22 protein-coding genes are annotated in these 24,859 nt (G+C 39.2%); 8 read left to right on the top strand and 14 right to left on the bottom strand.

The window, feature by feature from the left end; genetic code table 11:
• Nucleotides 1-279: 279 nt before the first annotated feature.
• Nucleotides 280-1,653, top strand: coding sequence for an IS4 family transposase (locus tag U4956_RS08230; RefSeq protein ID WP_323089682.1), 1,374 nt, complete (start codon nucleotides 280-282; stop codon nucleotides 1,651-1,653).
• Nucleotides 1,654-1,906: 253 nt separating this feature from the next.
• Here U4956_RS08230 and U4956_RS08225 read toward each other — a convergent pair whose 3' ends face one another.
• The 3 genes from U4956_RS08225 to U4956_RS08215 form a co-directional block, all read right to left on the bottom strand.
• A complete protein-coding gene (locus U4956_RS08225; protein ID WP_323090104.1) occupies nucleotides 1,907-3,034 on the bottom strand; it encodes an ATP-binding protein in 1,128 nt (375 codons plus the stop codon).
• Between the two features lie 379 nt (nucleotides 3,035-3,413).
• Entirely contained in the window at nucleotides 3,414-4,067 is a 654-nt protein-coding gene (locus tag U4956_RS08220) for a cupin domain-containing protein (RefSeq protein WP_323090102.1), read from the bottom strand.
• Nucleotides 4,068-4,374: 307 nt separating this feature from the next.
• Nucleotides 4,375-5,151, bottom strand: a complete 777-nt coding sequence (locus U4956_RS08215; protein ID WP_323090101.1) for a tyrosine-protein phosphatase — start codon at nucleotides 5,149-5,151, stop codon at nucleotides 4,375-4,377.
• 592 nt (nucleotides 5,152-5,743) lie between these two features.
• Here U4956_RS08215 and U4956_RS08210 point away from each other — a divergent pair.
• The 3 genes from U4956_RS08210 (at nucleotide 5,744) to U4956_RS08200 (ending at nucleotide 8,238) form a co-directional block, all read left to right on the top strand.
• On the top strand, nucleotides 5,744-6,529 hold the full coding sequence (locus U4956_RS08210) for a YveK family protein (RefSeq protein WP_323090100.1): 786 nt from the start codon (nucleotides 5,744-5,746) through the stop codon (nucleotides 6,527-6,529).
• A 144-nt stretch (nucleotides 6,530-6,673) separates the two neighbouring features.
• Nucleotides 6,674-7,369 (top strand): CpsD/CapB family tyrosine-protein kinase, encoded by a 696-nt coding sequence (locus U4956_RS08205; protein ID WP_323090099.1) that lies wholly within the window; start codon nucleotides 6,674-6,676, stop codon nucleotides 7,367-7,369.
• A gap of 464 nt (nucleotides 7,370-7,833) precedes the next feature.
• On the top strand, nucleotides 7,834-8,238 hold the full coding sequence (locus U4956_RS08200) for a hypothetical protein (protein ID WP_323090097.1): 405 nt from the start codon (nucleotides 7,834-7,836) through the stop codon (nucleotides 8,236-8,238).
• Nucleotides 8,239-8,305: 67 nt separating this feature from the next.
• On the opposite strand, the gene U4956_RS08195 is transcribed toward U4956_RS08200, so the two are convergent.
• Nucleotides 8,306-9,739, bottom strand: a complete 1,434-nt coding sequence (locus tag U4956_RS08195; protein ID WP_323090095.1) for an IS110 family transposase — start codon at nucleotides 9,737-9,739, stop codon at nucleotides 8,306-8,308.
• Nucleotides 9,740-10,055: 316 nt separating this feature from the next.
• Between U4956_RS08195 and U4956_RS08190 the strand changes: the two genes are divergently transcribed.
• Nucleotides 10,056-10,961 carry an IS4 family transposase gene (locus U4956_RS08190; RefSeq protein ID WP_323090094.1) on the top strand — a complete coding sequence of 302 codons (906 nt, stop codon included), beginning with the start codon at nucleotides 10,056-10,058 and terminating at the stop codon, nucleotides 10,959-10,961.
• Between the two features lie 510 nt (nucleotides 10,962-11,471).
• Here the strand turns inward: U4956_RS08190 and U4956_RS08185 are convergent.
• Complete coding sequence (locus tag U4956_RS08185; RefSeq protein ID WP_323089017.1) at nucleotides 11,472-11,645, bottom strand: hypothetical protein; 174 nt, start codon at nucleotides 11,643-11,645, stop codon at nucleotides 11,472-11,474.
• 163 nt (nucleotides 11,646-11,808) lie between these two features.
• Between U4956_RS08185 and U4956_RS08180 the strand changes: the two genes are divergently transcribed.
• From U4956_RS08180 to U4956_RS08170, 3 genes are read left to right on the top strand one after another with little or no spacing between them, the layout of a single operon-like run.
• Entirely contained in the window at nucleotides 11,809-13,074 is a 1,266-nt protein-coding gene (locus U4956_RS08180) for a DDE-type integrase/transposase/recombinase (protein ID WP_323089018.1), read from the top strand.
• Complete coding sequence (locus U4956_RS08175; protein WP_323089019.1) at nucleotides 13,074-13,883, top strand: ExeA family protein; 810 nt, start codon at nucleotides 13,074-13,076, stop codon at nucleotides 13,881-13,883. The genes U4956_RS08180 and U4956_RS08175 overlap by 1 nt, the downstream gene beginning before the upstream one ends.
• 18 nt (nucleotides 13,884-13,901) lie before the next feature.
• Complete coding sequence (locus tag U4956_RS08170; protein ID WP_323089020.1) at nucleotides 13,902-14,321, top strand: hypothetical protein; 420 nt, start codon at nucleotides 13,902-13,904, stop codon at nucleotides 14,319-14,321.
• A 695-nt stretch (nucleotides 14,322-15,016) separates the two neighbouring features.
• Here the strand turns inward: U4956_RS08170 and U4956_RS08165 are convergent.
• The 9 genes from U4956_RS08165 to U4956_RS08130 all read right to left on the bottom strand — a co-directional run bounded on the left by U4956_RS08165 (nucleotide 15,017) and on the right by U4956_RS08130 (nucleotide 24,856).
• Nucleotides 15,017-15,721 (bottom strand): hypothetical protein, encoded by a 705-nt coding sequence (locus tag U4956_RS08165; protein WP_323090092.1) that lies wholly within the window; start codon nucleotides 15,719-15,721, stop codon nucleotides 15,017-15,019.
• Nucleotides 15,722-15,723: 2 nt separating this feature from the next.
• Nucleotides 15,724-16,407 (bottom strand): hypothetical protein, encoded by a 684-nt coding sequence (locus U4956_RS08160; protein ID WP_323090091.1) that lies wholly within the window; start codon nucleotides 16,405-16,407, stop codon nucleotides 15,724-15,726.
• An 826-nt stretch (nucleotides 16,408-17,233) separates the two neighbouring features.
• Nucleotides 17,234-18,310, bottom strand: coding sequence for an acyltransferase (locus U4956_RS08155; RefSeq protein WP_323090089.1), 1,077 nt, complete (start codon nucleotides 18,308-18,310; stop codon nucleotides 17,234-17,236).
• A gap of 103 nt (nucleotides 18,311-18,413) precedes the next feature.
• Entirely contained in the window at nucleotides 18,414-19,535 is a 1,122-nt protein-coding gene (glf, locus tag U4956_RS08150) for a UDP-galactopyranose mutase (protein ID WP_323090087.1), read from the bottom strand.
• Between the two features lie 211 nt (nucleotides 19,536-19,746).
• Nucleotides 19,747-21,174: a flippase gene (locus U4956_RS08145; protein ID WP_323091489.1), complete on the bottom strand. Its 1,428-nt coding sequence runs from the start codon at nucleotides 21,172-21,174 to the stop codon at nucleotides 19,747-19,749.
• A 490-nt stretch (nucleotides 21,175-21,664) separates the two neighbouring features.
• The gene (locus U4956_RS14435) at nucleotides 21,665-21,916 is read right to left on the bottom strand and encodes an ISAzo13-like element transposase-related protein (protein ID WP_416347412.1); all 252 of its coding nucleotides are present in this window, start codon (nucleotides 21,914-21,916) and stop codon (nucleotides 21,665-21,667) included.
• Nucleotides 21,917-22,147: 231 nt separating this feature from the next.
• The gene (locus tag U4956_RS14430; RefSeq protein ID WP_416347411.1) at nucleotides 22,148-22,474 is read right to left on the bottom strand and encodes an ISAzo13-like element transposase-related protein; all 327 of its coding nucleotides are present in this window, start codon (nucleotides 22,472-22,474) and stop codon (nucleotides 22,148-22,150) included.
• Nucleotides 22,475-22,660: 186 nt separating this feature from the next.
• Entirely contained in the window at nucleotides 22,661-22,963 is a 303-nt protein-coding gene (locus tag U4956_RS08135; RefSeq protein WP_323090084.1) for a hypothetical protein, read from the bottom strand.
• 930 nt (nucleotides 22,964-23,893) lie between these two features.
• Complete coding sequence (locus U4956_RS08130; protein WP_323090083.1) at nucleotides 23,894-24,856, bottom strand: glycosyltransferase family 2 protein; 963 nt, start codon at nucleotides 24,854-24,856, stop codon at nucleotides 23,894-23,896.
• Nucleotides 24,857-24,859 lie beyond the last annotated feature (3 nt).

Raw genomic sequence — 24,859 nt, 5'->3', positions numbered from 1 at the left:
AGAGTGATCTAAACAAACCAATCTATAATTTTAAGATTCTCGGTTACAAATCATTGAAAAGTTCAGGAATCTTCTCTAATCAGTCCTCGACCCCAATCCCACCACTTTTTTCAGAGAATCTGCTTCAATGTCATTTAGCTTAGTTTTTGTCCACCATCCGTGTACAGATGGTGGATTTTATGTTTTCTGGTTTAACGAAAATTAACTTTGACAATAACTTCATAATTATCTAATTTAATCCTTATCACGTTGAAAACATAACTTTATAAGGAGGAAAATATGGCAACTAAAGTTACTTCGCCGTCCGCGATTTATCAAAAATTCATGAAATCCCTTGAGGAATTTGCCTACAAACAGGAGAAGATTCTTGCTTCTGAAACAGGAGCTTTCTCACGCAGTCATTATCGATCATCAAAAATAAACTTATTCCATTTCCTGAATACATCCATTATCGGGAATGGGGCAACACTCTCTGATTTGTCCATGAACTATTTCGGCATGGGCAGTGTAAGACCATCTGCTTCAGCACTTGTTCAGACAAAAACCAAAACTCCAGTCAGCGTATTTTCAGCACTGCACAAAACCACATTGGCACTTTATTCCATGGATAAAAAATATAAAGAACACAGGGTAATCGCTTTTGACGGAACCAATGAACCTGTTGCGCCAAATGAAGATGAACCTGACTACATCATTTATACCAAGAACAAGGAAAACATTATCCGGGCCGGTATTCACGTTAACGCAGCCTATGACGTACTTAATGACAAATTTTTAGCCATCGTCACTCAAGACCAGAGGTCCAAAGACGAACGGGGCGCTGCTATGAAAATGGTCAAGGAGATTCATGAAGCTTATCCTGGCGAGACATTTCTCTTTGTCATGGACAGAGGGTATTTCTCTTACCCATTATGTAAGCTTATTGAATCCTTAGGGCACAAATACCTCATACGTATGAAAGAACGAGAGTATAGCTGCCTGACTTATACAGAGCTTGACCATACAGAAGACCAGCAGATCAGCCGCATTCTTACCCACCACCAAAGAAAAAGAGAAAAAGAAAACCCCCAGATGAAATACCTGGTCAAAAAATCAATGAGACAGATTGATCCAGAATCTGAATTTATTGATTTTGACTGCAGGGTGGTAGCTATCGAGATTGGCGACAACGTCTGGGAAGGACTGATTACCAATCTGGATGAAGCAGAATTTCCTCCGGAGGCTCTTGGATTTATTTACCACCTAAGGTGGCGAATCGAGCAGAGTTTCTCCTGGCTTAAATATGGAATAGGAATGAAACGTATCCACTCGATAAAAGCAGAATACATCATTCAGGAGATTTATTCATCCCTTATCTTCTACAATCTGGTTTCCGAGATCAAAAAGTGTGTTCTTGAATCATCTCAATCAGATAATAAAGAAGAGAATCAGACAACTTATGAATACCAAATCAATACAACTAAGGCGATACGGGCTATCAGGAACACGTTCACCCCGAAGTGGACGAAGAATCGAACGATTCGTCAAATTACAAAAGCGGAGTTTCAGGCTCTGACTGAGGAGCTGCTCAGAGAAAAACTACCTGTTCGACCAGAGAGGAGCTTCAAACGAAATCTCCATCCCAATCGTTTGATATGGTTCACTTACCGATAAGTGCGTTATACGCGCATTTAATGAATGTTATGTGCTTGTTAATTTCTTAAAAGCAGCTCTTATCAAAGAGTTGTTTTTAGTGCACCTATTTGGACGAATACATCCAGATTAATCAATATATTTTGTGCTTATTTGGTGCATATGAATGGATGAGGACCGGATTCAGTCTCGATCATTCACTTTGTCTTCAATTTTGAGACAAAGTTTAAAGTCATATTTTTCTAGCTAAATGACATTGGAATCTGCTTTTTATTCATATTACAATTGTTGATTTATCCGAAGATAAAGATTGATCAAAGGAAAAAACAAGTTCCGTTGCGATCGGTGAAATCCGGATGGATGGTCGCTCATATTTTCTCAAAAGAGATCCGGAAAAGATTCTGGCCCCTCCATATCCTTGTCTTCTGGCCAGACCAGCAGCCGTAAATAACTTCATTAACACCTCATTACAAGGATAGGAATGTCCGCCCGCAAAAAATGTTTCTGGCAAAATCCGCATGGATCCCGGATTTTTGAACGACAAATTATCATCTCGAACATCAATCTGCACCGAACCAACCGGACTTTGGTAATCCGCATGCACCAGCGTGTTCACCAAAGCTTCCCGCAAAGCAAGAAGAATTGAATCCGGGTAAAAACCATCTGACTGCCCTTCTTCTGGGGTATGCAGTTTTTTTGTGGGAAACACTCCGGCTTTTTTGACTTCTGGCTCACCTTCTTTTGAAAGGGCAGTTTCAGCAACTACACTCTCGATTCTCTGGATAACTTTTTCAAAGAACGAAAGCAGATTGATCTCCTCTTGCAGATAGTCGTTATCAGAAATCCGAAACTTACACTGCGGATAAGAAGCATCTTCATATTCGCAATAATCCAGATGGAAATATGGAAACAGCTCACGGATCACATTGGTCCGCCCAAGAAAAAGCACCGTTCCTAAAAACAGTTCAAATTCACCCGTCTGCCGATTTCTTTTCCCGGCCCCCACATACGACAGAAACTCCTCATCCGGATACGTCGTAAACGTCTGAACAGGAAACTGGTTTTTCATCAGCGCTCTGAACCTGTTCAAAGAAACCGAATCGAGATCTTCCACACCAACTCCCCTGGCAACCTGAAAGTCAGACACTCCCCGCCCAGACGGACTGCTATCCAAAACTCCATCCGTGCACCCCCAGAAAAGCGAACGCCATGCCTGCTGACTCAGATCCAAGGTAATCAGCTGGTGTTCACCCAGACGATCTGCCTCACTTCCTGACTGATTGTGCAAACCGTCCTCTTCCTGATTTTCAAACCTGCTTTCCACCGAATTTTCTAACGGATGATCATTCCCTTTCTTTTTTAACGTCCGGATCAACGATAAGGATTGTTTTTCATTCTTCATAATTTCTTCACTTCTCCTTTAGACAAAATAAAAACACGATCTGTGAAATATATCATCAGTATCTCACTTACCGTATTTTTTAGAATAGTCTGTTTTTTCCTACGAAGAATTGGCAGCTTAAAGGTCTGATTTTCAGGGATATTTGCATATTTTCAGGAGATCTGCCCCTCTAATGTTCCAGTACTGGATACTTCAAATGCCTCCAATACCTCTTCTACCTTTTCAAAACCTCCATCAGCTTTTGTACCAAACCGCCCTTTGGGCGGTTTGGTACAAAAGCCCGGATCCAGACAGCCAAAGCAAAGTCAACGACCTCAACTGTATGTCTGAACGATCCGGGCAATTAAGAACCAAAGCTCAAAATCTATTCATTTTCCCCTTATTCCAGGGTGATCAATAAAGCCATCTTAAACTGTGTATTTGCCTTAACCGCATGCTTTCCGTTTTTGGCAAACAACATTTCTTCGCCCGCATGAATGACATGATCAACACCTTCATACGTAATTGTAGCTTCACCCTCTAACGCGAAAACCATCGCATTGCCGGGAGCCGCATGTTCTGAAAGACCTGTTCCAGCGTCAAACGACATCACCACAAACTTCATGGTTGGAGTCTGGAAGATATCCCGGTTAATAATCGCATCCGTCTGGTATGGAACCAGACTGGCAAGTGTAAAGATTTCTCCTGGTTTAATGTTTGTGCTCATAACTTCTGTCCTTTCTGGTGCAATCTCTAAATAGACTGCTCCTTTTTCAGTTCTTGTTCCCACTGGAACATCTTTTGGCGTCCAGCAAGCCTTTCCGGCCTGGACGTTAACTTCTCCGATTGCAGAAGAATAAATCGTCAATTCTCCCTCTAAAACCCAGAGAAGCTTTGGTTGTCTGTATGTTTCCGCACTGATATCCGTTCCGGCTGCCATCGCAAAAACAATCACAGCATCTTTCACATTCGAAAGCAGCTCTCTGGAAACCGTGCACCCCTCAATTGGCTGATTCTCCTTAACAATAGAGAAGACATTACCCGGTGTAATCATATGGATGTACTCCTTAGCATTGAAATGAACGAACAGAAACGGAAGTGGATCAATTCTTCCTCCAGATCCATTCAAATCCGTCTAAAAAAGCAGACTGTACATCATCTATCCAGCCTGCTTACTTTCAATGTAGCATTGAACATTGTTCATAGCCCGTACAATGCGTGATAAAAGGAATTCTGATTCATCCAAGAATGAATCACGATCTTAAGCGACTGAGTCATGACCAGAAAACCGTGACCATAAGATCATAGCTATAAAATATGGAACGATCAGTATCTCTTAAGATCCAAATCTCGTAGGATTCTTACTTTCGAAGCCAACTAAGCAATCCCTTCTTAACCTTTTCAGGGACCTTTTTCATGGGCTCCCCTGCAAGCAATGCTGCAGGATTATCAATACAGAGAATCCTGGCTGCCTTTTCCCCGTTTCGTATTGCAATCTCTTCATATACATCCGATAAAACTGGAATTCTAGGACCGCTGGTTCGATGAGTGTCCGTTGCGACAAGATCTGCCAACCCTGCATCCACAACCTTCCAGGCATTATTTCGAACCGTCTTATTGCCACGAGCTAAAAGACTTGTTCGATTCACCTGAATAATACAGCCCTGCTTTCTCCAATTCCGGATCACATCCAGATCAATGTTCTTATGGAAATAGCGCTCCACATGGGCAATCACAGGCGTAATCCCCCGAACCTTCATCTCATATAACGGCTCATCTGCATATTCAATCTCAGACAAATCCCGACGGACATCATATTCGCAAAGCTGCCGATTTGTCCCTTCATAAGGTCGAATCATCCCTTTAGCAATCGCATCCATGCTTACTCGATTCATAAACAGCTCGGCACCCATTCGAATCTCAATCCCAAATTCTCTGGCCACTTCTTGCAGCTGCATCTGCCGTTTTTCAATTACAGCCAAATCCGTTCGACCCGGAATTAAATGCGGTGTACTGGCAATCATCCTGACTCCATCTTCTGCCGCTATCTCCAATGCTTTTTCACACTCCGCAATCGAAGGAATTCCATCATCAATATCCCAGGCAATATGGGAGTGAACGTCTACAAATTTCTTCATAGCTATACAGTAGCGATAAACAATGTCAAAAATCAAACCAGTTCATAGATTCAACCGATTCTCCATCAGATTTTGGATACTCTTCCACTCATATCAATCTCCAGAAAATAACACACTCAACTCCGCTTTCCCTATACTGGCTGACCGCTTCTTCTCACGCCTACCTACCTGCTCGACCTTCCCTACTTGCATGCCTGTCGGCCTGCCTACATGCTGGCTCTACTTCCACACCTGTTTTTCAAATGCACAAACATAAAATCCAAATCTATACTTATCCACCCTACCAAAATCTGTTTTCAATCCATGTTATTATGTATCTCTTATTATTTTTAGAAATATCAACTATTTTTAATCACAAGCGTTATCCATCAAGCACCCATATCCACATTCTTTTTTATGTGATATACATATATATTACAGGCTATAGATTCTAGCAAAATGCAAAAACTGCTATCACTTTTGTCAAAAACCCAATCACTCAATTCCCAAAATTCTGCGTTTACTTCCACTTTATCAGGGTGTTTGCTATCATGACTAAGGCAAAATCGCTCTATAACACCCTTGGAGTAAATTTTATGAAAGGAGCCTCTAAATGCCGAAATCATCCCTGAAACGTCAAAACAGACACCGTAATGCTGGTGTTTCCACAACTGCCACCTCTTATCAACCTTTTACCCCCATACCTGCCGAAGAAGACGATAAAGATTTTGAAATTGACTTGACCAAATTATGGGAGCTTGTTAAGAAAAATATCTGGCTGTTAATCAGTGTTACTTTAATCTGTGGAATCTGCACGGGCGTATTTACCTGGCTGGTCATCCCGGAAAAATTTGCTTCAAGTGGCACGCTTTTTTTAACTCCAAAAGTAACTGAAGGCTTAGTTGATTACAACTCAATCAACTCCAACCAGAAACTCGTCAATAACGTTGTCAACCTCTTAACCCAGGACAACATCATGAACAGAGTTGCACAAGACACCGGTTTGGAAACTGCTGAAGATGTTCGCGAAAATCTTTCCATTACCAATATTCCAAACACCGAAATCGTCACCGTCACTGCAACTACCAAGGATCCAAGGCTTTCGCAGGAAATTGCAACAGACACCATTAATATCTTTGTCAATGAAATGTCGGCTTCCCTGAACGTACAGAACATCAAGATTACGGATGAACCAAAACTGGAAACTGATCCAGTCAGTCCCTCTATTCCAAAATACTCCTTAATCGGCGCTTTAGTCGGCTTTATGGGCGTCATGGTTTATCTGGTCATTCGCTTGCTCACCGACAAACACCTGAAAACTAGCCGCGAAGTTGAAGCGTTCTTAGGCCTTCCGGTCTACATTGAACTGCCTGAAACCCAGGTGAAGAAGAGAAAATAGAAAACCGAAAAACGTGAATAGAAACAAAATCAGAAGTTAAAACGGGACCGGAAATAGGAATAGAAATAAAAAAAACAGCAGCAACCCTAAACCACACGAAGAGCTAAGAAGAATAGAAAAGACACAGAGAAGAGTATATGATTTATGGCTAAAACAAAGAAAAAGAATAAAAACTACCAGTTCAACCTAGAAGACCAATACCGCCAGTTGCGAGCCAATATTGAATTCTCTCAGATTGACTCCGATCTGAAAGTTCTCAACATTACATCCACCCAGCCAGACGAAGGAAAATCTTCAGTCTCCAAAGAACTTGCAAAAATCTATGCAGCGAAATACCAAAAAGTTCTTCTGATTGACTGCGACCTTCATAAACGTTCTTTACATAAAATGTTAAACGTCTCCAATGCCCAGGGTCTTACCAACCTGCTTACCCATTACGACACATCAGTGATCATCAACAGCTATGAAGAAATTCAAACAATTGATCTTCCTGATGACAACCAACTGGATTTTCTTTCCGCAGGAACCAAAATTCCTAATCCAACAGAGGCCATTAACTCGAAACGCTATGCCCATCTGATCGAAGAAGCAAGAAAACAATACAACATCGTCATCATCGACTGCCCACCGATCATGGCCACCTCAGATGCCATCCCGATTTCAAACCTGGCAGACGGAACTTTATTCGTCTATTCCGCCAAGGAAACCAACAAATACGAGGCCAGAGACGCAACCCAGATCCTTCGCCGCAATGGTGCCAATCTAATCGGTGTGATCATGACAAAAGTACCAAGCTACCAGACCAGACATTATTATTACGACTACAGCGAAAAGTCTTAACTTGACCTAAATCCGGCTTGAGTTTTGGTATCACCCAAATGTAGTTTTTTTGCGTGAATCATCAGTAGTGCTGCGCCTCAATAATAGTTACACTCGAAAGAGTAAATCACTATAACGCTTATATAAAGTATTATATCTAATTAATAGCAAGATCATAAACATAAAAGGCGATGAGATGTAACACTCGCTATTCGTGGTTTTCAATAAATTATTCAGGAAGAAAAGTATGATGAGTGATAAAGAACAAAGAGCTAACGGTAAAAATCGGATTGACAATTATAATAATGGACTCAAATCGGTTATCTGGACTCAATGTCATTTAGCTTAGTTTTTGTCCGCCATCCGTGTACAGATGGTGGATTTTATGTTTTCTGGTTTAACGAAAATTAACTTTGACAACAACTCCATAATTATCTAATTTAATCCTTATCAAGTTGAAAACATAACTTTATAAGGAGGAAAATATGGCAACTAAAGTTACTTCGCCGTCCGTGATTTATCAAAAATTCATGAAATCCCTTGAGGAATTTGCCTACAAACAGGAGAAGATTCTTGCTTCTGAAACAGGAGCTTTCTCACGCAGTCATTATCGATCATCAAAAATAAACTTGTTCCATTTCCTGAATACATCCATTATCGGGAATGGGGCAACACTCTCCGATTTGTCCATGAACTATTTCGGCATGGGCAGTGTAAGACCATCTGCTTCAGCACTTGTTCAGACAAAAACCAAAACTCCAGTCAGCGTATTTTCAACACTGCACAAAGCCACATTGGCACTTTATTACTTTGAAAACAACCCCTCGGCTAACAAGGCAATTCTTTGTCTGCCAGCCCTGGTTGTAGATTGGATATTGATATTTTGTTGAAATACCAACATAAAATGCTACTTGAGGACGTAGTACCCCCTTTCCCCCGTTAGTCTGTACTAATGAATTATGGGATGCCTAAGACTATCTCACCAGTCATTTCTGAATAGACATTTCCTTCTTCATCGACAGTACATCCAAAAAGGTCGGTAACCACTTTTACGACAGTCTTCATGTCCAGCCCCAGATACTTCAATATTTCAACACACTTTTTGAGCTTCTTTGTTTCTTTTTTGATAGTTACTCCACTTGGGGCATAACTGCTGTCACAGTCTGAAGGATGCCATTCTTCTTTCTTCACAAACATATGGAAAATGGCGACGAGTATCTTTCTGGCGATGGCGATAATGGCTACTTTCTTGTTGACGCCGCGCCCAGCCAGTTCCTGAAATTTACAGGCGTAGTAAGGTTTCTTCTTGTCTTTAACCGCTGCCCAGGCACACTGTACGAGAAGCGGCTTAATATACTTACCGCCTTTGGTGATATGTCGATTGTGAACCTTACCTGCTGACTCATCACTTCCAGGGGCCAGTCCATCCCATTTACACAGCTGGGCCGCATTTTTAAACTGGCACATTTCAATGCCAAGCTCTGCAAGAATAGACATACTGCTGACTGAATCGATTCCCGGAATGGTTTCCAGAAGACGGCGATATTCCTTATAGTTACAAAGCATCTTGTCCATCAGACCCTCCAGACGTTTGATCTCCGAATCCAGATACTGAATATGGTTTCTGATGATCTGCAGCCGGTCTGTCTGATATGGTGTAAATGGGATTCCATCACAAGCCTTGAGAATATCTTCACGCTTGGCTTTACAGCGAGGATGAACACAGCTCAGAATATCTTTATCTGTGTAAGGCTTGCCTGATATAATCAAGTTGATAATTCTGGTTGCAGACTTGCCTCTGATATCTGAGAACACCATATCCAGCTTGTAATTGTTCGTTGTAAGACAATTGATCAGCCGGTTGTGCTCGGATGTTCGCATCTGAACATACTTTCTTCTTTGTCTGGAAGTGTCTCTAAGTTCTCGAAAATCGGCTGATGGGATATAACTTGAGCGTGTCATTCCATGTCGATAAAGATCACAGATACGGTCAGCGTCCTTATTATCATCTTTCTCGTCTTTTATAAGAGACAGCCATTTAGGGTTGCATACGCGAACTTCCTTCATGGCCGGTTGAAGGATATTGAAAACAGGGATCCAGTACTTACCTGTTGACTCCATGCAGACATGATGGCAGTCATGTTCAAGCAGCCAGTCCTTGCATTCGATCAAGTCTTCTTTAAAAGTCGAGAATCTTTTTTTATGTGTAATCACCTTTCCTTGAGAATCAGTGGTCTTGATCACGGCAACGATAAATGACTTATGTACATCCATTCCGCATGCAGTCTGAAGAATGAGCTTCTCTTCATGAGGTTGATGGCTGGCTGGTTCACACGCTTTTACCGCCTGAGCAAGAGCACAGCTTTCGTCAGAAATCTTATCTTTGTTCATTCATAGGTTCTCCTTTCCACAAAGTGTAAGAAAAAGAACCTGAAGCAGGAATGGTGCGTACTGATCAGCTTATCAGAGATATTCTGACGGAGAAAATTACTTTGCAGCCTCGATAGACTTCTGGCATGTACTCTGGCATTCCTGCTTAGCAGTTTCTATGACTGCCTTGAACCCGGCAGGGAAATCCACAATAAAAAGTCACGCAATTACCAGGTTCTTTCCTTACACTATTTATTTTAAGGAGAAAGATTTTTAACACTCAATATCTATTCACTGTTTTCATCCCGGCATGTGGCTGCCAAGCCATGAAGTTTCCATGGATAAAAAATATAAAGAACACAGGGTAATCGCTTTTGACGGAACCAATGAACCTGTTGCGCCAAATGAAGATGAACCTGACTACATCATTTATACCAAGAACAAGGAAAACATTATCCGGGCCGGTATTCACGTTAACGCAGCCTATGACGTACTTAATGACAAATTTTTAGCCATCGTCACTCAAGACCAGAGGTCCAAAGACGAACGGGGCGCTGCTATGAAAATGGTCAAGGAGATTCATGAAGCTTATCCTGGCGAGACATTTCTCTTTGTCATGGACAGAGGGTATTTCTCTTACCCATTATGTAAGCTTATTGAATCCTTAGGGCACAAATACCTCATACGTATGAAAGAACGAGAGTATAGCTGCCTGACTTATACAGAGCTTGACCATACAGAAGACCAGCAGATCAGCCGCATTCTTACCCACCACCAAAGAAAAAGAGAAAAAGAAAACCCCCAGATGAAATACCTGGTCAAAAAATCAATGAGACAGATTGATCCAGAATCTGAATTTATTGATTTTGACTGCAGGGTGGTAGCTATCGAGATTGGCGACAACGTCTGGGAAGGACTGATTACCAATCTGGATGAAGCAGAATTTCCTCCGGAGGCTCTTGGATTTATTTACCACCTAAGGTGGCGAATCGAGCAGAGTTTCTCCTGGCTTAAATATGGAATAGGAATGAAACGTATCCACTCGATAAAAGCAGAATACATCATTCAGGAGATTTATTCATCCCTTATCTTCTACAATCTGGTTTCCGAGATCAAAAAGTGTGTTCTTGAATCATCTCAATCAGATAACAAAGAAGAGAATCAGACAACTTATGAATACCAAATCAATACAACTAAGGCGATACGGGCTATCAGGTGTTACGAGGCATCTTGTATTACATAGATTTCGGGATTTCAAGCACAATCCATTTCATACCTGCCTAGGCAGGTATGAAATGGATTGTGCTTTTTTGCATCATATTAAATTTACATTTTAGAACGTTAACAGTTGGATTAAAATTATTCTAAGGTGATTATCATGTGTATTGTCGGAAAACTCCCAAGCATTGATCCAAGTTCATACTCATCCAACTTTCAAAACCGTTATGACCGGGATCTAAAAAATGCTCTAAGGATACGTTCTAAGTGTCCCTGTTGCGGAACTGTTGGCAAAATGAAGGTTCATTCCCATTACCAACGCTATCTATATACCAGTAAAAATTCAAAACCATTTCATCTGACTGTGACCGTCTTTCGTTGCGAATGTAAAACATGTGAACATCCATATCATGCATTTTTACCGCTCTGGATATGTCCTTTCTGTGTCTTTACATATAGTTTTCTGGTATGTGTTCTTGGCTATTTTTATGGCCCGGGGAAAGAGCAGTTTCAGACGACTGCCACGCACTTCCATTTACCCCGATCCACCATTCGCAGCCTGATTAATCGTTACTCGGCCGAGGACTGGAGAATTATGCAGACCAGACTTGCCCATCAAAATCAGTTGTCCAGAGGCCGGACAGCCTGCAAGCTTGCCCAGTCTTCTAAGAGGCTCATAGACTTTCTTGTTGATTTTCTTCACATCCACAGTGAATCTTTTTTTACGCGTCACTTTCCAATATCAAGCCACTGGTCGTTCATCTGTTATGGGGTATGGAATTTATGCATATGACCACACTCAAATCATTTGGACATAGTAGAAGCGGCCGATTTGATGGTATGTTGGGATTGATCTTATTGGAGGTGAAATCTTGAATCAGGAAAACAAAGAAAAGATCGCAATCTGGAAAGTTGGCGTCATTTCCCCTATCCTTCATCGGAAAAAAGAGGATGAATCCAGACATGCCTTAGCCAAAAAAATCGCTTCATCGCCATTGATGAACCCTGTCACTGGGGTATCAAAGTTTTACAGTCCACGCACCCTTCTCTGGTGGTGCCACTGCTTTGAATCTTCGGGACTGGATGGTCTTATTTCGCGCAGCAGAAAAGACCAGGGGGTGTTTCGCGCCCTTACTCCCCAGGTTCAAAGCCGAATCTGTCAGATCCTTGATCAGTTTCCAAGAATTTCCAACGTGAAGCTGAGAGAAAGGCTGAAAGACGAGGGTATTATTGATGATTCGCTTTCTCAGTCAACAATTGATCGCTTTGTCAGAACGGCCAGACCAGAAAAAAAGCTCCCTGCCATTCATCAGAATAAGGACAGGAAGGCTTTTGAGTTCCGGCATGCCAACGAGTGCTGGCAGGCAGACACCACTTTCTTGCAGAATTTAAATGGTGAAAAAGTCTGTCTGATGCTCATTGTGGACGATGCCAGCCGGATGGTTGTTGGGTACGGTATCTATACCCACGATAATGCCGCGAATTTTCTTGAAGTGCTTAAGGACGCAATCGCTCGGAATGGAAGACCGGAAAAGCTGCTTCTTGATCACGGCGGAACCTATGAAAACCACCATCTGGCCTTAGCCTGCGCACAAGCAGGAATCGTTTTGCGTTATTGTGCTGTGCGGGATGGGGCCCAGAAGGGGAAGGTAGAAAGATTGAACCGAACCCTGAAGGAAGGATGGCTCAATCAGATTGACTGGACAAGTTTCAACGACCTGGCAGAAGTAAAAAGCTCGTTCAGTCACTATCTCTACCCTGAGTATATCAATAAACCTCACTCTTCTCTAGCCAAAGAGGATGGTACCTGTCTGACACCAAGAGAAAGATTCCTTATGGATCAGGAATACATCCATAAAATTCCTCTGGAAAAACTGGATTCTATCTTTGTCTGCAGGTATGAGCGAAAAGTCAAAACAAACTCGACTGTTTCGGTTCAGAATGTCCTTTACGAAGTTCCTTCAGAATTCATGAAGCAGAAAATCGAAATTTTTATCGACCCTCTTAATGATGATCGGGCATGGATCCTGGATCCGATCTCAAACAAGCAGATTTCTGTAAAAAAGGTAGATAAGCATGAAAATGCTTATACCCATCGCAAACGCCATATTGTTTACCCGCATAAGGAGACACAGTAATGGAACCGACATTATTCTTTGGCCTGCGGCAGCTGCCCTTTCAGAAATCTTCACGCTACCGGCATCTTTACAAAACAGAAGATATTCAGCAGCTTGAAGGTCGACTGGAACATTTAAAAAAGGTTCGCGGAATTGGTCTGATTACTGGCAAACCCGGAACTGGCAAGACTGCTGCGATCCGTGAATTTACCAACAACCTTAATCCAGCTTCGTTTAAAGTGATTTACCTGCAGATGACAACTGTCACTGTTGCGGAGTTCTTTCGGATGCTTTCAAGTGAGCTTGGTCTTGAGCCGCAATATAAAAAGGTTGACCTGTTTCGGCAAATCCAAGATGAAATCCGCTATCAGTGCGAGGAAAAGAAATGTACGCCGGTGATTATCATTGATGAAGCACAATATTTATCCAATGCCATTCTGCGGGATCTGGTTATGCTTCTGAACTTTGAAATGGATTCTCGTGACTGCTGCATTCTGATTCTCTCGGGTCTTCCCGGACTGAATCGAATTTTAAAACAGAGCATCAACGAATCTCTCAGACAGCGAATCATCGTGAATTATCACGCAAATGGCCTGAGTCGAAAAGAAGCAGGACAGTATGTTGAGTGGTGTCTGAAGGAATCGGGCTGCGAAGAACCGGTATTTTCTGAAGATGCCATTGAAGCAGCCTGGCGCTTTTCGCAGGGTTCAGTAAGGGTTATGGATTCGCTTCTTTCCAAAAGCATGATTGAAGCAGCTGCACAGAAAAAGCGGCAGATCACAGCTGATATTGTAACCATTGCCCGTGAAGACTGTGAACTTGACATTTAAAATGAACTGGAGATGAAGATGATGTATTCAACATTTAATCCTTATGATCTCTTTCACTACCTGAAGAAAGAAGGATCAAGCTATGAAGAAGCTGCGCAGGCAGTACAGACACGCAACGAAGAAATTCCGGCCTATGAATATCTCATCCGAAAGTACCTTTCATCGGAGCATTGCCACGCAGTCGTTGTAAGGTCAGATGGCATTGAAGAGCCGCGCTATACAATTACAGGCTATGATCCTGATCACCGTACAGTTTTTGTACAGGCCCGAACTGGTGCGTACGGAAGCAGTAAAAATCAGGAGATGAAAAGTCTTGAAATTGAAGAGTTTATCTTTGGGCCTTATCGGATCTGGGACACGGTAGACCCTGTAGCCCAGTACGAATACTATAGTTTCGAAAAAGCGAAAGAATGGGCAAATACAGAATTGCCTTTCTGAATAGTTAAACGAGATCTGATGCAAGAAATGCATCGGATCTCATTTTTAATTATCAATAACTAATTTTATCAAAAAGCCAAGGGTCATATTTTTGAAAAAGAAAGTGACGCGATAATTCATATCGATTTATTGAAATCAAGATGTTTAGAAAGATTTCTGGAGCAAATAACTGCAATAAAAATTAACGTATTATGTCAAATCAATTCGACGCGTAACAATCAGGAACACGTTCACCCCGAAGTGGACGAAGAATCGAACGATTCGTCAAATTACAAAAGCGGAGTTTCAGGTTCTGACTGAGGAGCTGCTCAGAGAAAAACTACCTGTTCGACCAGAGAGGAGCTTCAAACGAAATCTCCATCCCAATCGTTTGATATGGTTCACTTACCGATAAGTGCGTTATACGCGCATTTAATGAATGTTATGTGCTCGCTAATTTCTTAAAAGCAGCTCTTATCAAAGAGTTGTTTTTAGTGCACCTATTTGGACGAATACATCCAGATTAATCAATATATTTTGTGCTTGTGTGGTGCATATGAATGGATGAGGACCGGATTCAGTCTCGATCATTCACTTTGTCTTCAATTTTGAGACAAAGTTTAAAGTCATATTTTTCTAGCTAAATGACATTGAAGTCAGAAGTCTCTGATGAAAAGACTCCTGACTTTTGAGATAGGGATAATTCAAGCATGAGTTCAGGTTTTATTTTGAAGTCTTCTATTCTTTTTAACTATGCTTTCATACCAGTTTCTACCCCTTTGCCCACATTCATCACGAATTTTAAACTTTAATTTTCTTGTTTGGTTGTTTAGCTGATGCAAATGAGCTAAAGAACGTTTACGAACTGACTCTAGTATATTTTGAGTTTCTTTAAGATTTTCTATGGATACACCTGTCTGATTGCCGTACTTATAGGAGAAATCAATTAGCTCAGTGATCTTCTGGTAGCTTTCGCAGACTGGTACGAATTGTTTAGTGTAAAAAATATCTGCCGCAGAAAAGGAACGATAATGAAGGCTTATATAATAATTAAATTTAGCTCGATTCAGATTCTTATCAATATACCATTGAATATTTTTATCAAGATTGGATGTGATTTCCATGATTTTCCTAGATGAGTCCATCCAGGCAGTATCTATCTCGAGGTTTGCAGCTTTTAAAGTAGTCTTAATCTTTTCTCTATTTTGTTCTATTATCTTGATTAAATTATATTCTTCCCTTGAAAGGGAATATTTATTATCTTCTACAGATTGGCATTCCTCAATTCGGTTTACTTGGCTAGATAGGGTAGTAGAGTTGGGAATGTGTTGAGAAGAGCCGTTATTGGCAAAAGAACAAGCAATCAAAATTATAGTAATCATGATTGCTGCAATGACAGCCATGAAGATAACTAAAGACATGATCACTTACCATCCATAAACAGGTGAAGTATTCCTTCGCTAATATTGAAATTATTATTCGTTGCCATAGCCCATTTTAACTCTATCAACTGTTTTAGTAGTTCCATTTGGTACAGATCCGTTTTCCCTTGCTCTATATTATGGAACAGAGCAGAAATATATCCATTAAGTTCTTCTTGTGTCTTCTCAATAAGATTCAAATTAGCAAAAAATTTACGTTCTTGAGAATATAACCTAGACTCAAACATTTTAAATTCAGTATCTAATACTTCCTTAGCCAATTCATAATTCCGGTTGAGTTTTGTGAGTATAATTCTTTCAACAGATTTGATTTGCTCGATCTGGACACTTGTTTCACTTACTATCTTAGCTAATTCAATTGAAGTAGAATTTTCTATTTTTTTTAACTCGACTAAACATCTCCTCTTAGAATCTTCGTCGACACATTGGATATACTGCTTTAGAATTTTTCCTTTTATTTCAAACTGAGCCCTCTCATTTTTTATTTTCTTATAACTCAGAGCAGCATCTATAATATTACCTATTAATATACCAAAAATACTCTTAGGATTAAAAGTTGTTTGAGCATCAGATGTAGAAAAGCATTCTATAAACCTACCTATATTTTCGATAACCGTTGCATTTACAGCTGTAGATACATCATATGGAGCAAAATCATAATTCATATATACCTCCCAATGGCATGTAACAAATTGCATGCGTCTGATAAAAGTACAATTTAAGCTAATCTAATTGAAGTAACGCAATCTTTCCAGACTTTCGCTGGTGAAGAGTATCTAATGTCAAGCGTAAATTTTTTTACTTAGATTCTCACTCCCTCACATACTGGTTTAGCTTTCTTCCATCGGTCGCCGCAAAGGACAAAGCGCATCGGCCAACAGAAACAGGCAATGGTTTAAGCGGAGCTTACGAAGCTGGCCTTGCCTAGACTAGAAGGCAGTACAATGCTGGACTGCAAGTGAGTGATAGAGGAACCACCTATAATCTTCCGGAGAGAGTGAATCGCGATCCCACTGCATAAATTGACCATCGAAGGGATACGCAGTTTTCACTTTCACCGATACCCGTTTTCTCGGTATTGGACGCGAATAAACTCCAGTCTAGATGTACTCATAGAATTCGTTAGGCGAATGCTTGGCGAGCTTTCACTGATATCGCTGGTTGTTATAGTAGTCAATCTGGCTATCGAGAGTCAGTAGATTTCTTCATAGTTTTTGCACTCCTTACTCAAAGAAATTCGGGTCAAATACGGCACCCACAGCAAAAAGGCTTGCTGCTCAGGACCCATATTGCTTTTTAAGACATCAAAAGCAGCAGAATTACTCATAGCCCTTATTATGCAGAATTAGGGAACATAGTCATAGTCGATCATTACCCTTGATGCTTCACTTAAGATGGAGTCTGAAGCGAATTGGTGAGGATTCAATTTTGTGAATTATACCAAGAAGGTATAAGAGAGAAACTATTTTCTACTTGATCCTTAAACAGATCTCATAACTTTACCAATTTATTCACATAGGGTATTTTCTGCATGAAGTAAGTAACACAGAGAGAAGCGAAAAGAACAGCAACAAAAAATACCAACGACATTGCCAATGTGTTAGGCTGCACAAGAACTCTAACAATTCGAATAATAAATGGATGCACTATGTAGACGCCCATTGTTAAGGAAACAATTTTCCTAATCCAGCCTGTTGTTCTCACTGATATATGGACACTTTTCCCCAAAGAAAAAATCGATATTAACCAAATAATAGTAAAAACACTGTCATAAAAGTATTCAGCGTGTAAGTTGTGTATCAACAATCGTGCGGCAATATTCTGAAATACTACAATCCATGTTGTTATAAAGATAAAATAAATCTTAGCTTTCTTTAAACTTATATCTTTAATTTTTCCCTGGTTAGCTCCCAAAACACCACCCAAGATAAAATATTGACACCATGTCCATATTCGAAAAGTTTGAATAATGTGACTCTGAACAGGTGTTCCCAAATAGTAAGAAGCAATTTGAAACACGAATCCAATCCCTGCTAGGCATGACCAAATGAAAGGTAGCTGGTTTGTATATTTCCTGAACAATGGAAGTAATGCATAAACAATGATGAGCGCCCCCAAAAACCAGAATTGCCAAAGCAGACCTCTTTGAATAAATCCATTTAGGAACGTTTTTGGCAACTGTAGCAAAGCACCTGTTAAGGTTATTTCACCTTGTAAACTTTTATATATTACATAAGGAATAGACACTAAAGCAGACCAATATAAAGTGATTTTTAGTATACTTATAATTTTATGTACAGAGTATTTTAAATTTGCAGTAGGACGGTTTAAAGTTATATATCCATTGGCCATAAAAAAGGCTGGAACAGCAAAACCACATAAGTAGTAAAGCGACGAATTGATAATAGACAACTCCATCTGCAAAGTATGTAAGCCCACAACTGCAATGCAAGCAACAATCTTTATTAAATCAAGATTATAATGTCTGTCTGTCTGTCTGTCTGTCTGTCTGTCTGTCTGTCTGTCTGTCTGTCTGTCTGTCTGTCTGTCTGTCTGTCTGTCTGTCAATTGTCATCAAATCTCCTTTTCGATGTCAAGTACTATGCACTACTTTTCATACGCAGGTGTACCTGTACAACCTTGAATCTTCAATATACTGATTCGAAGTATTTCACAAAGCGCTGGAAAACTCTTTTTCAGATATTGATAAAGCTTCAGCAATCACTTGATCCATATCATAATATTTATAATTCCCTAAACGACCACCAAAGATAGTATTCGTTTCTTTTTCTGCTAGCTTTTGATATTTAGAGAATAAAAGGCTGTTTTTTTGATCATTAATTGGATAATATGGTTCATCATCAGGTTTCCATTCAGAACTATACTCACGGCTAATAACGGTTTTAGGAAGGTCATTTCCATCCTTATCTTTTCCAAACTCAAACCACTTATGCTCGATAATTCTAGTCCAGGGAGTTTCTCTATCCGTATAGTTCACTGCCGCATTTCCTTGGAAATTTGGTGTATCTAATACTTCAGTTTCAAACCTCACGGATCTATATTCTAGATACCCTAATTCATAGTTAAAATAAGCGTCGATAGAACCTGTATATACAATCTTATTGGCTAATTTATCGAATTCTTCCTTGTTCTCTAGATAATCTACATTCGTCTTCACTTCTATACCTTCGAGCATATTTTCTATTAAATGGGTGTATCCACCAATAGGGATTCCTTGGTATAACGCATTGAAGTAATTGTTATCAAAAGTCAATCTAACTGGAAGTCTTTTAATAATAAATGCGGGCAGATCTTTACAGTCACGCCCCCATTGCTTTTCTGTGTAACCTTTTATGAGTCTTTCATATACATCACGACCCACAAGAGAAATAGCTTGTTCCTCCAGGTTTTGTGGCTCATGAGAAATTTCCTTTCGCTGCTCTTCAATCGTTGTTAGAGCTTCTTCTGGAGTAATAACTCCCCACATTTTATTGAAGGTATACATATTAAAAGGTAAGGAATATAATTCGCCTTTATAATTTGCAATAGGTGAATTAGTAAATCTATTAAACTCTGCAAATTGATTTACAAAATTCCAAATCTTCCTACTATTGGTATGAAAAATATGAGCTCCATATTTATGCACATTAATCCCTTCAATTTCTTCTGTATAAATATTGCCTCCAACATTTGGTCTCTTCTCAACTACAAGAACAGACTTTCCATGAGCCTTAGCCTCATGAGCAAAAACGGCACCAAATAGTCCCGAACCAGCAACCAAATAGTCGTACATTCTTTTATATATCCTTTCACCGACTTGGAAAGTATCTAGAATCTTCCTAGCCCATTCGTATTGCCTGGATCCAGGGCTGTATGGAATAGCCAATAAAAATTCTAACGATGACAGTCTTTCACAAAAATTCTCTATCTAAGTTTACATCAATCAAAAACAAAATTGATTGTGATTTTAGAGTAAGCAGTCAAATTTAAACGGTAAGTATGCTTTATCGCAGTTTTTTCTTAGAAAATGCTCTTCCGATTACTCCATTCCAAATTTCCATTACCAGTTCTTCCTCGCGTATTAACAGATATAAACCATAAGTCGTAAAAAAGAGGAGCGCAGAGATTACTAAAGTCAAAAAAGGACCAAGCCCTAGTAACTTAACCCATAGAGAAGCTAACATTCCCAAAAAAAGAGCTATAGCAATTCTTCCATAGTGAATCTGCGAAAAAGTCTTTCCAACATCTTCCTTAAGTGTGACAAATTGAACCATTAAAACAATAAATTCGGCCACTAATGTTCCAATAGCTGCCCCTGTCGAAGCAAATTGTGGAATTAACAATAGATTGATTATTACGTCAGTAATAGCTCCAGCTATTTCTGACCACAATACAACCCTTTCTCTCCCAAGCGGAACCAACATTTGAATTCCTAAAATATTAGTAATTCCTATGAACAATAGTGTTGGCATAATGGTCTGCATTGGCACAATGGATTCCTTATAAGCACTTCCAGAAAGAAAGAAAATTCCTTCCTTTGCAAAGAAAATAAAGAAAATCATTAAGGGCGAAGCAAGAAGAAATACAAAAGAAAGAGCTTTCTTGGTTATTCTTTTAAACTCATTAAAATTCCCATTTTCAACATAATAGGATGCTCTCGGTAAGAGAACTACCCCTAACGAAGTCACTACTGATACTAAAATACTTTTTATTTTTATGGCTGCATTATAATATCCAACATCAGCATCAGTCTTCATGAATCCGAGCATAACAGTATCTAGGTTAGTATAGATAGTAGCTGCACAACTCATCGCAAAAAAAACCGCAATAGGTTTTAAATGATGCCTAAAATCATATTTTTCTAATCGTCTAAGATCAATATACTTATATACATTGATAAAATTGAATATATTAGATGCAGAACTTGCAAAAATAGAAATTGCGCCGTAGATGACATAGTCAGATTTTTTATGGATCAGCAAAAACATCGCGATTAGAGCAATGAACTTAAAAATGACAGACCGAACTGTAATATAGGTATACTGTTCAAGAGCTTTGTATAACCATTCCATTCCAATAGAGCTAAGGATAATAGTAGAACTCAGAATAATATAAAGAGTCTTTTCCTGCTGTAAACGAGGAATGAAAGCTATCGCAAGAAAGAGTAAAGCGTACGAAATTGCACTCATCACAAGATTAATAGCCAACAATTCTTGAGCGGTTTTTGTCAACTCTTTTCTATCATCACGAACTTTTGCACATGCCCTAATACCATAAGTCGGTATTCCAAGTTGAGCAAATAATGAAAAATACGAAACAAATGAAGTTGCAAATGACACTATTCCAGTACCTTCTGGAAGAAGGATGCGAGATACGTAGGGAAATGTAATGAGAGGAAAGATAAATGACGACATTGTCAATATCATATTCATGACTACATTTATTTTTAAAGATTTCGGTTTCATAGGTTTTATTTCACCACAACCTCTTGGATCATTTCAATTTAAGATTCCTAAGATCCCCAAGGGATATAAACAGCTCTTACGCAAATGTGGTTATTAACACTAATAATCCACATCATTCATGTCGTTGATTAAGTAGCATTGCTCAATTAGAGACGAATTTTATCTATTGTATTTTGGAGTATTTTTCTTAGCTACGATTTCCATTGTCAATAACAGTTACGGTAGCTAAAGAACAGTCCCTAAACGAATTGATCATTCAATCGATAGAATTGCTTTCTCCGCTTATTGGCGCTTTGTTCTCTAAATTGAAAATCTAACTTTTAATAAATTAAATAAAATTTAATTAGAGTTATATTTTCCGTTTGAGATTAATGCTTGCTTTGTAGTCCAATAGTAGACCGATGAAAAATGATCAGTTAATTAACGGACTGTTCCTTAACGACAGTCTCAATGTCAATCAGCCGCTTCCCCTGCCAGAACTTGATAATATAGCAGAACAGCTTATGCTCAACCTATTCCACTTACTTGTTCCTGGAGGAAAATAACTCACTACAATTTCAAGTCCCGCTTCTTCCGCCAGTCTAGCAAGATCGTATTTCCAAAGATGGCACCAGCTCCCATTGCTTCCTCCTCCATCGCGCGTAATATAAACGATAACTCCCACATTTTCAGAACTAAAAAAGCGAATATATACCCCGAGAAGATACATACTAGCAGAATATAGATAACTTTAAGTGCAGTATATTGAAGTCGTTGTGAGTAAGCTAAATTAATTAATATGCGGGATTTTACCTTAGTCATAATATGACTAAGGTAAAATAGCTAACAATTAAATAACTTATTTGTAGATTAGTTGAAAATATATTCTTTAGTTAAAGCATATTTTATGTTTTATCTATAGTCCCGAAACTCACTATCCCATTTTTATTAGTACTGCATTTCAGGGCGTTATCGTATAAAGCAGTTTTACGTCAGGAAAGGTTGCATGCCCAACTGCCCACCACCATCTGCGGATACTTCCAACCGAAAAATCACTGGTATCATGATCGATACCAAGATTTACGAAACCAGTATTATCGTTCAGGAGATCCACCCCGTATGGTTTTACTTTCCCAAGCTTTGGAATCAGAAAATCATGATCCAGAACTTTTCTTAGGCCTTTTTTGGGACGATATTCCGTTCCAGCATTTTTGAAGCCTCCAAGGCACTCTTTTTTCTTCGTATCGACGGAAATAACGGGTTCCCCTTTGGAGAGAAACTCTTTCACCGTCTTGTTGATCTGTGCAAACTATCTGTCACGATCTGGACTCAGGCTGCCAACCTGAAGCATCTTCTGATTCGCCTGACGGCTGTAGCCAGTATTGTCAAGAAGAGCTGCAACAGTAACAGCAGAAATATCTATGTGGAACTCTTCACGTAGCTTCACCTCGATTTTTTCACAGGACATTGTTGTCTAGTGCAGTTCCCACTGTGGATCGCTGTAGGTATCATCGTCAAGAATCTGATAGAGAATACTTAAAATTTCCGGATGACGTTCTTCAACAGACTTTCGTTCAACACCTAGCTGTGTCTGACGATCAGCCGGCAGCCGAGGCTGGCCTGATTGCCCGTTATAGTCACGAACCACCTTTTCAAGGGTTCGAGGATCTACACCGGTGCGATTTTGAACAAACTTCTGGCTTCCATATCCACTTTGTGCTGCCACGAATCCTAGAAGCATTCTTCTAGGCGGCTCATCCAGACGAGGCTTGAACACCTCATATACATCCAGAAATTTCTCCAAATCCAACAGATGTTTTTTTGGGGTCGAATGTATTCATACAGGTCCCCTTCAGTATCATGAATTCTGGGAATAGTCATAGAACATTTACATAGGGTAACTAATTGTACTGTTTGGCAGAAAAGACCAATTCACATTTTGGAAAATTGCAGGTTTGGGATTTGGCTCTTACGCAAACAGTGTGTTTAGCTATCATCACTATTATCAACGATAGCGATTGCCGCTAAGCCTGATAACCCAAAATGCGATAAGTAAACTCATCTTGAATGAGGTATTGTTATTGAATCAACAATATGAATGATGCAAGCTTATTCATTCGCCAGGATTATTAGCGCTAAAAACTACATTTGCGTAAGATCCTGGGATTTTAATTTTTTGTGATTCCTAAATGACAATTTACTCTTTCGAGAATAATTACAAAAGGCATTGAAACAGATCACTAGTGTTTCATCTTGTTGACTTTTTTTAACAATCTTCAGATCACGATTATCTTAATGTTGCTTTAGATAAAGATGGTTTAACTGATTTCTAAAGTTAATAATTGTTCAAAATGTGATTGAGAAAAAGTACTAGTGATCTGTCCCAATGACTTTTATATTTATTATCGAAAAAGCGCATCAACATTAGATCTTTATATAAAGTGCAAAGCCCTAATGCTGCAAAGTATCATTAATATAAAAGTCAATGAAACGCAACACTAGTTAGAAGGAGAGCGAAGACTCAAGTACCAATATGTTCAAGTGTTATAAACAACCTAACAAATATAGATAGGCATATTCGTTTGTACCAGAAAAAGGTCCTATCTAAACATTCTGGACTTGGCATTGAGTACCCTTCAATAAAAATCCATATTTCGGAATGAAATAGAGTGATCATTTTGCTATAAATGCACATATTAAAGGATCTCTATGTAAGGTCTAAATATTTATCTAAATAATTCTCATTTATATTATTAAACCTATTGTCAAATGCTTGTTTATTGTATTTTCCAAGTAAATATTCCCATACGCCACTTAAGACAGTTATAAATCTTAACATCCTATGGTTCCTTGCATTAACCAACGCTGCAAAAGAGTCAATTATTGCCATAACAATAGCTTTATAGTGCTGTTTATTGGACATATAATATTTACTACATACAAGGTTATTTCGGTACATCATCTTATAGAGTTTAATTCTATTTACATTTTCCGCAGTAGTTACCGAAAGCGAGTTTCCTCCGACCCTTTTATGAACAACTTCACTTTTTCCAACAAAATAAGCTTTTCCGTAGTAATGAGTCATTCTTAATGTATATTCTGTATCATCACCCCAAATAAAGAAAAATGGATGAGGAGCACCAACTTTTTTTACGGCATGAGCATTAAAAAGTAACGAAACGAGAGTAGCACTTTCGATTTCTATTAAACCATTCTTAAGATATTTATACCATTCTGAATACCCATTAAGAGAAGGCCTCGTATCAATCTTTGGAACATTCATCGGCTCTTTATTCATCCCATATACTGTGCTGGCTAAAAAGCTCACTTCAGTCTTAATCTTATCTTTCGCTTTTAATAATTCTTCTAATGCGTTAGAAGAAGGGATAGTATCATCATCCATTTCCCAAATCCAATCGCATCCTTCTAAAGCGACTTTTGTTCCGTAATAAAATCCGCCCGCCCCACCAGTATTCTTTTTCAAAGAAATAACTTTTATTTGTGGTTTTCTAAATTTAGATGCTAATAATTCCTTAGTCCCATCATTTGATGAATTGTCAATTATGATTATTTTATTTACTCTATAAGTTTGATTTAATAAAGCGTTTATGCACTCTTCAAGTAGTTTTTTACGATTATAAGTAACCACTACAGCATTCACTATTTCCATATT

Source organism: Allobaculum sp. JKK-2023 (assembly GCF_034745455.1).
Taxonomy (GTDB): Bacteria; Bacillota_I; Bacilli_A; order Erysipelotrichales; family Erysipelotrichaceae; genus Allobaculum.
This window is presented reverse-complemented; position numbering and strand designations above follow the sequence as displayed.

Excerpts from the sequence above, each read along its gene's own strand:
- U4956_RS08230 (WP_323089682.1), top strand. The coding sequence starts at position 280 with ATGGCAACTAAAGTTACTTCGCCGTCCGCGATTTATCAAAAATTCATG.
- U4956_RS08225 (WP_323090104.1), bottom strand. The coding sequence starts at position 3,034 with ATGAAGAATGAAAAACAATCCTTATCGTTGATCCGGACGTTAAAAAAG.
- U4956_RS08220 (WP_323090102.1), bottom strand. The coding sequence starts at position 4,067 with ATGATTACACCGGGTAATGTCTTCTCTATTGTTAAGGAGAATCAGCCA.
- U4956_RS08215 (WP_323090101.1), bottom strand. The coding sequence starts at position 5,151 with ATGAAGAAATTTGTAGACGTTCACTCCCATATTGCCTGGGATATTGAT.
- U4956_RS08210 (WP_323090100.1), top strand. The coding sequence starts at position 5,744 with ATGCCGAAATCATCCCTGAAACGTCAAAACAGACACCGTAATGCTGGT.
- U4956_RS08205 (WP_323090099.1), top strand. The coding sequence starts at position 6,674 with ATGGCTAAAACAAAGAAAAAGAATAAAAACTACCAGTTCAACCTAGAA.
- U4956_RS08200 (WP_323090097.1), top strand. The coding sequence starts at position 7,834 with ATGGCAACTAAAGTTACTTCGCCGTCCGTGATTTATCAAAAATTCATG.
- U4956_RS08195 (WP_323090095.1), bottom strand. The coding sequence starts at position 9,739 with ATGAACAAAGATAAGATTTCTGACGAAAGCTGTGCTCTTGCTCAGGCG.
- U4956_RS08190 (WP_323090094.1), top strand. The coding sequence starts at position 10,056 with ATGGATAAAAAATATAAAGAACACAGGGTAATCGCTTTTGACGGAACC.
- U4956_RS08175 (WP_323089019.1), top strand. The coding sequence starts at position 13,074 with ATGGAACCGACATTATTCTTTGGCCTGCGGCAGCTGCCCTTTCAGAAA.
- U4956_RS08170 (WP_323089020.1), top strand. The coding sequence starts at position 13,902 with ATGATGTATTCAACATTTAATCCTTATGATCTCTTTCACTACCTGAAG.
- U4956_RS08165 (WP_323090092.1), bottom strand. The coding sequence starts at position 15,721 with ATGTCTTTAGTTATCTTCATGGCTGTCATTGCAGCAATCATGATTACT.
- U4956_RS08160 (WP_323090091.1), bottom strand. The coding sequence starts at position 16,407 with ATGAATTATGATTTTGCTCCATATGATGTATCTACAGCTGTAAATGCA.
- glf (WP_323090087.1), bottom strand. The coding sequence starts at position 19,535 with ATGTACGACTATTTGGTTGCTGGTTCGGGACTATTTGGTGCCGTTTTT.
- U4956_RS08145 (WP_323091489.1), bottom strand. The coding sequence starts at position 21,174 with ATGAATATGATATTGACAATGTCGTCATTTATCTTTCCTCTCATTACA.
- U4956_RS14435 (WP_416347412.1), bottom strand. The coding sequence starts at position 21,916 with ATGTATCTTCTCGGGGTATATATTCGCTTTTTTAGTTCTGAAAATGTG.
- U4956_RS08130 (WP_323090083.1), bottom strand. The coding sequence starts at position 24,856 with ATGGAAATAGTGAATGCTGTAGTGGTTACTTATAATCGTAAAAAACTA.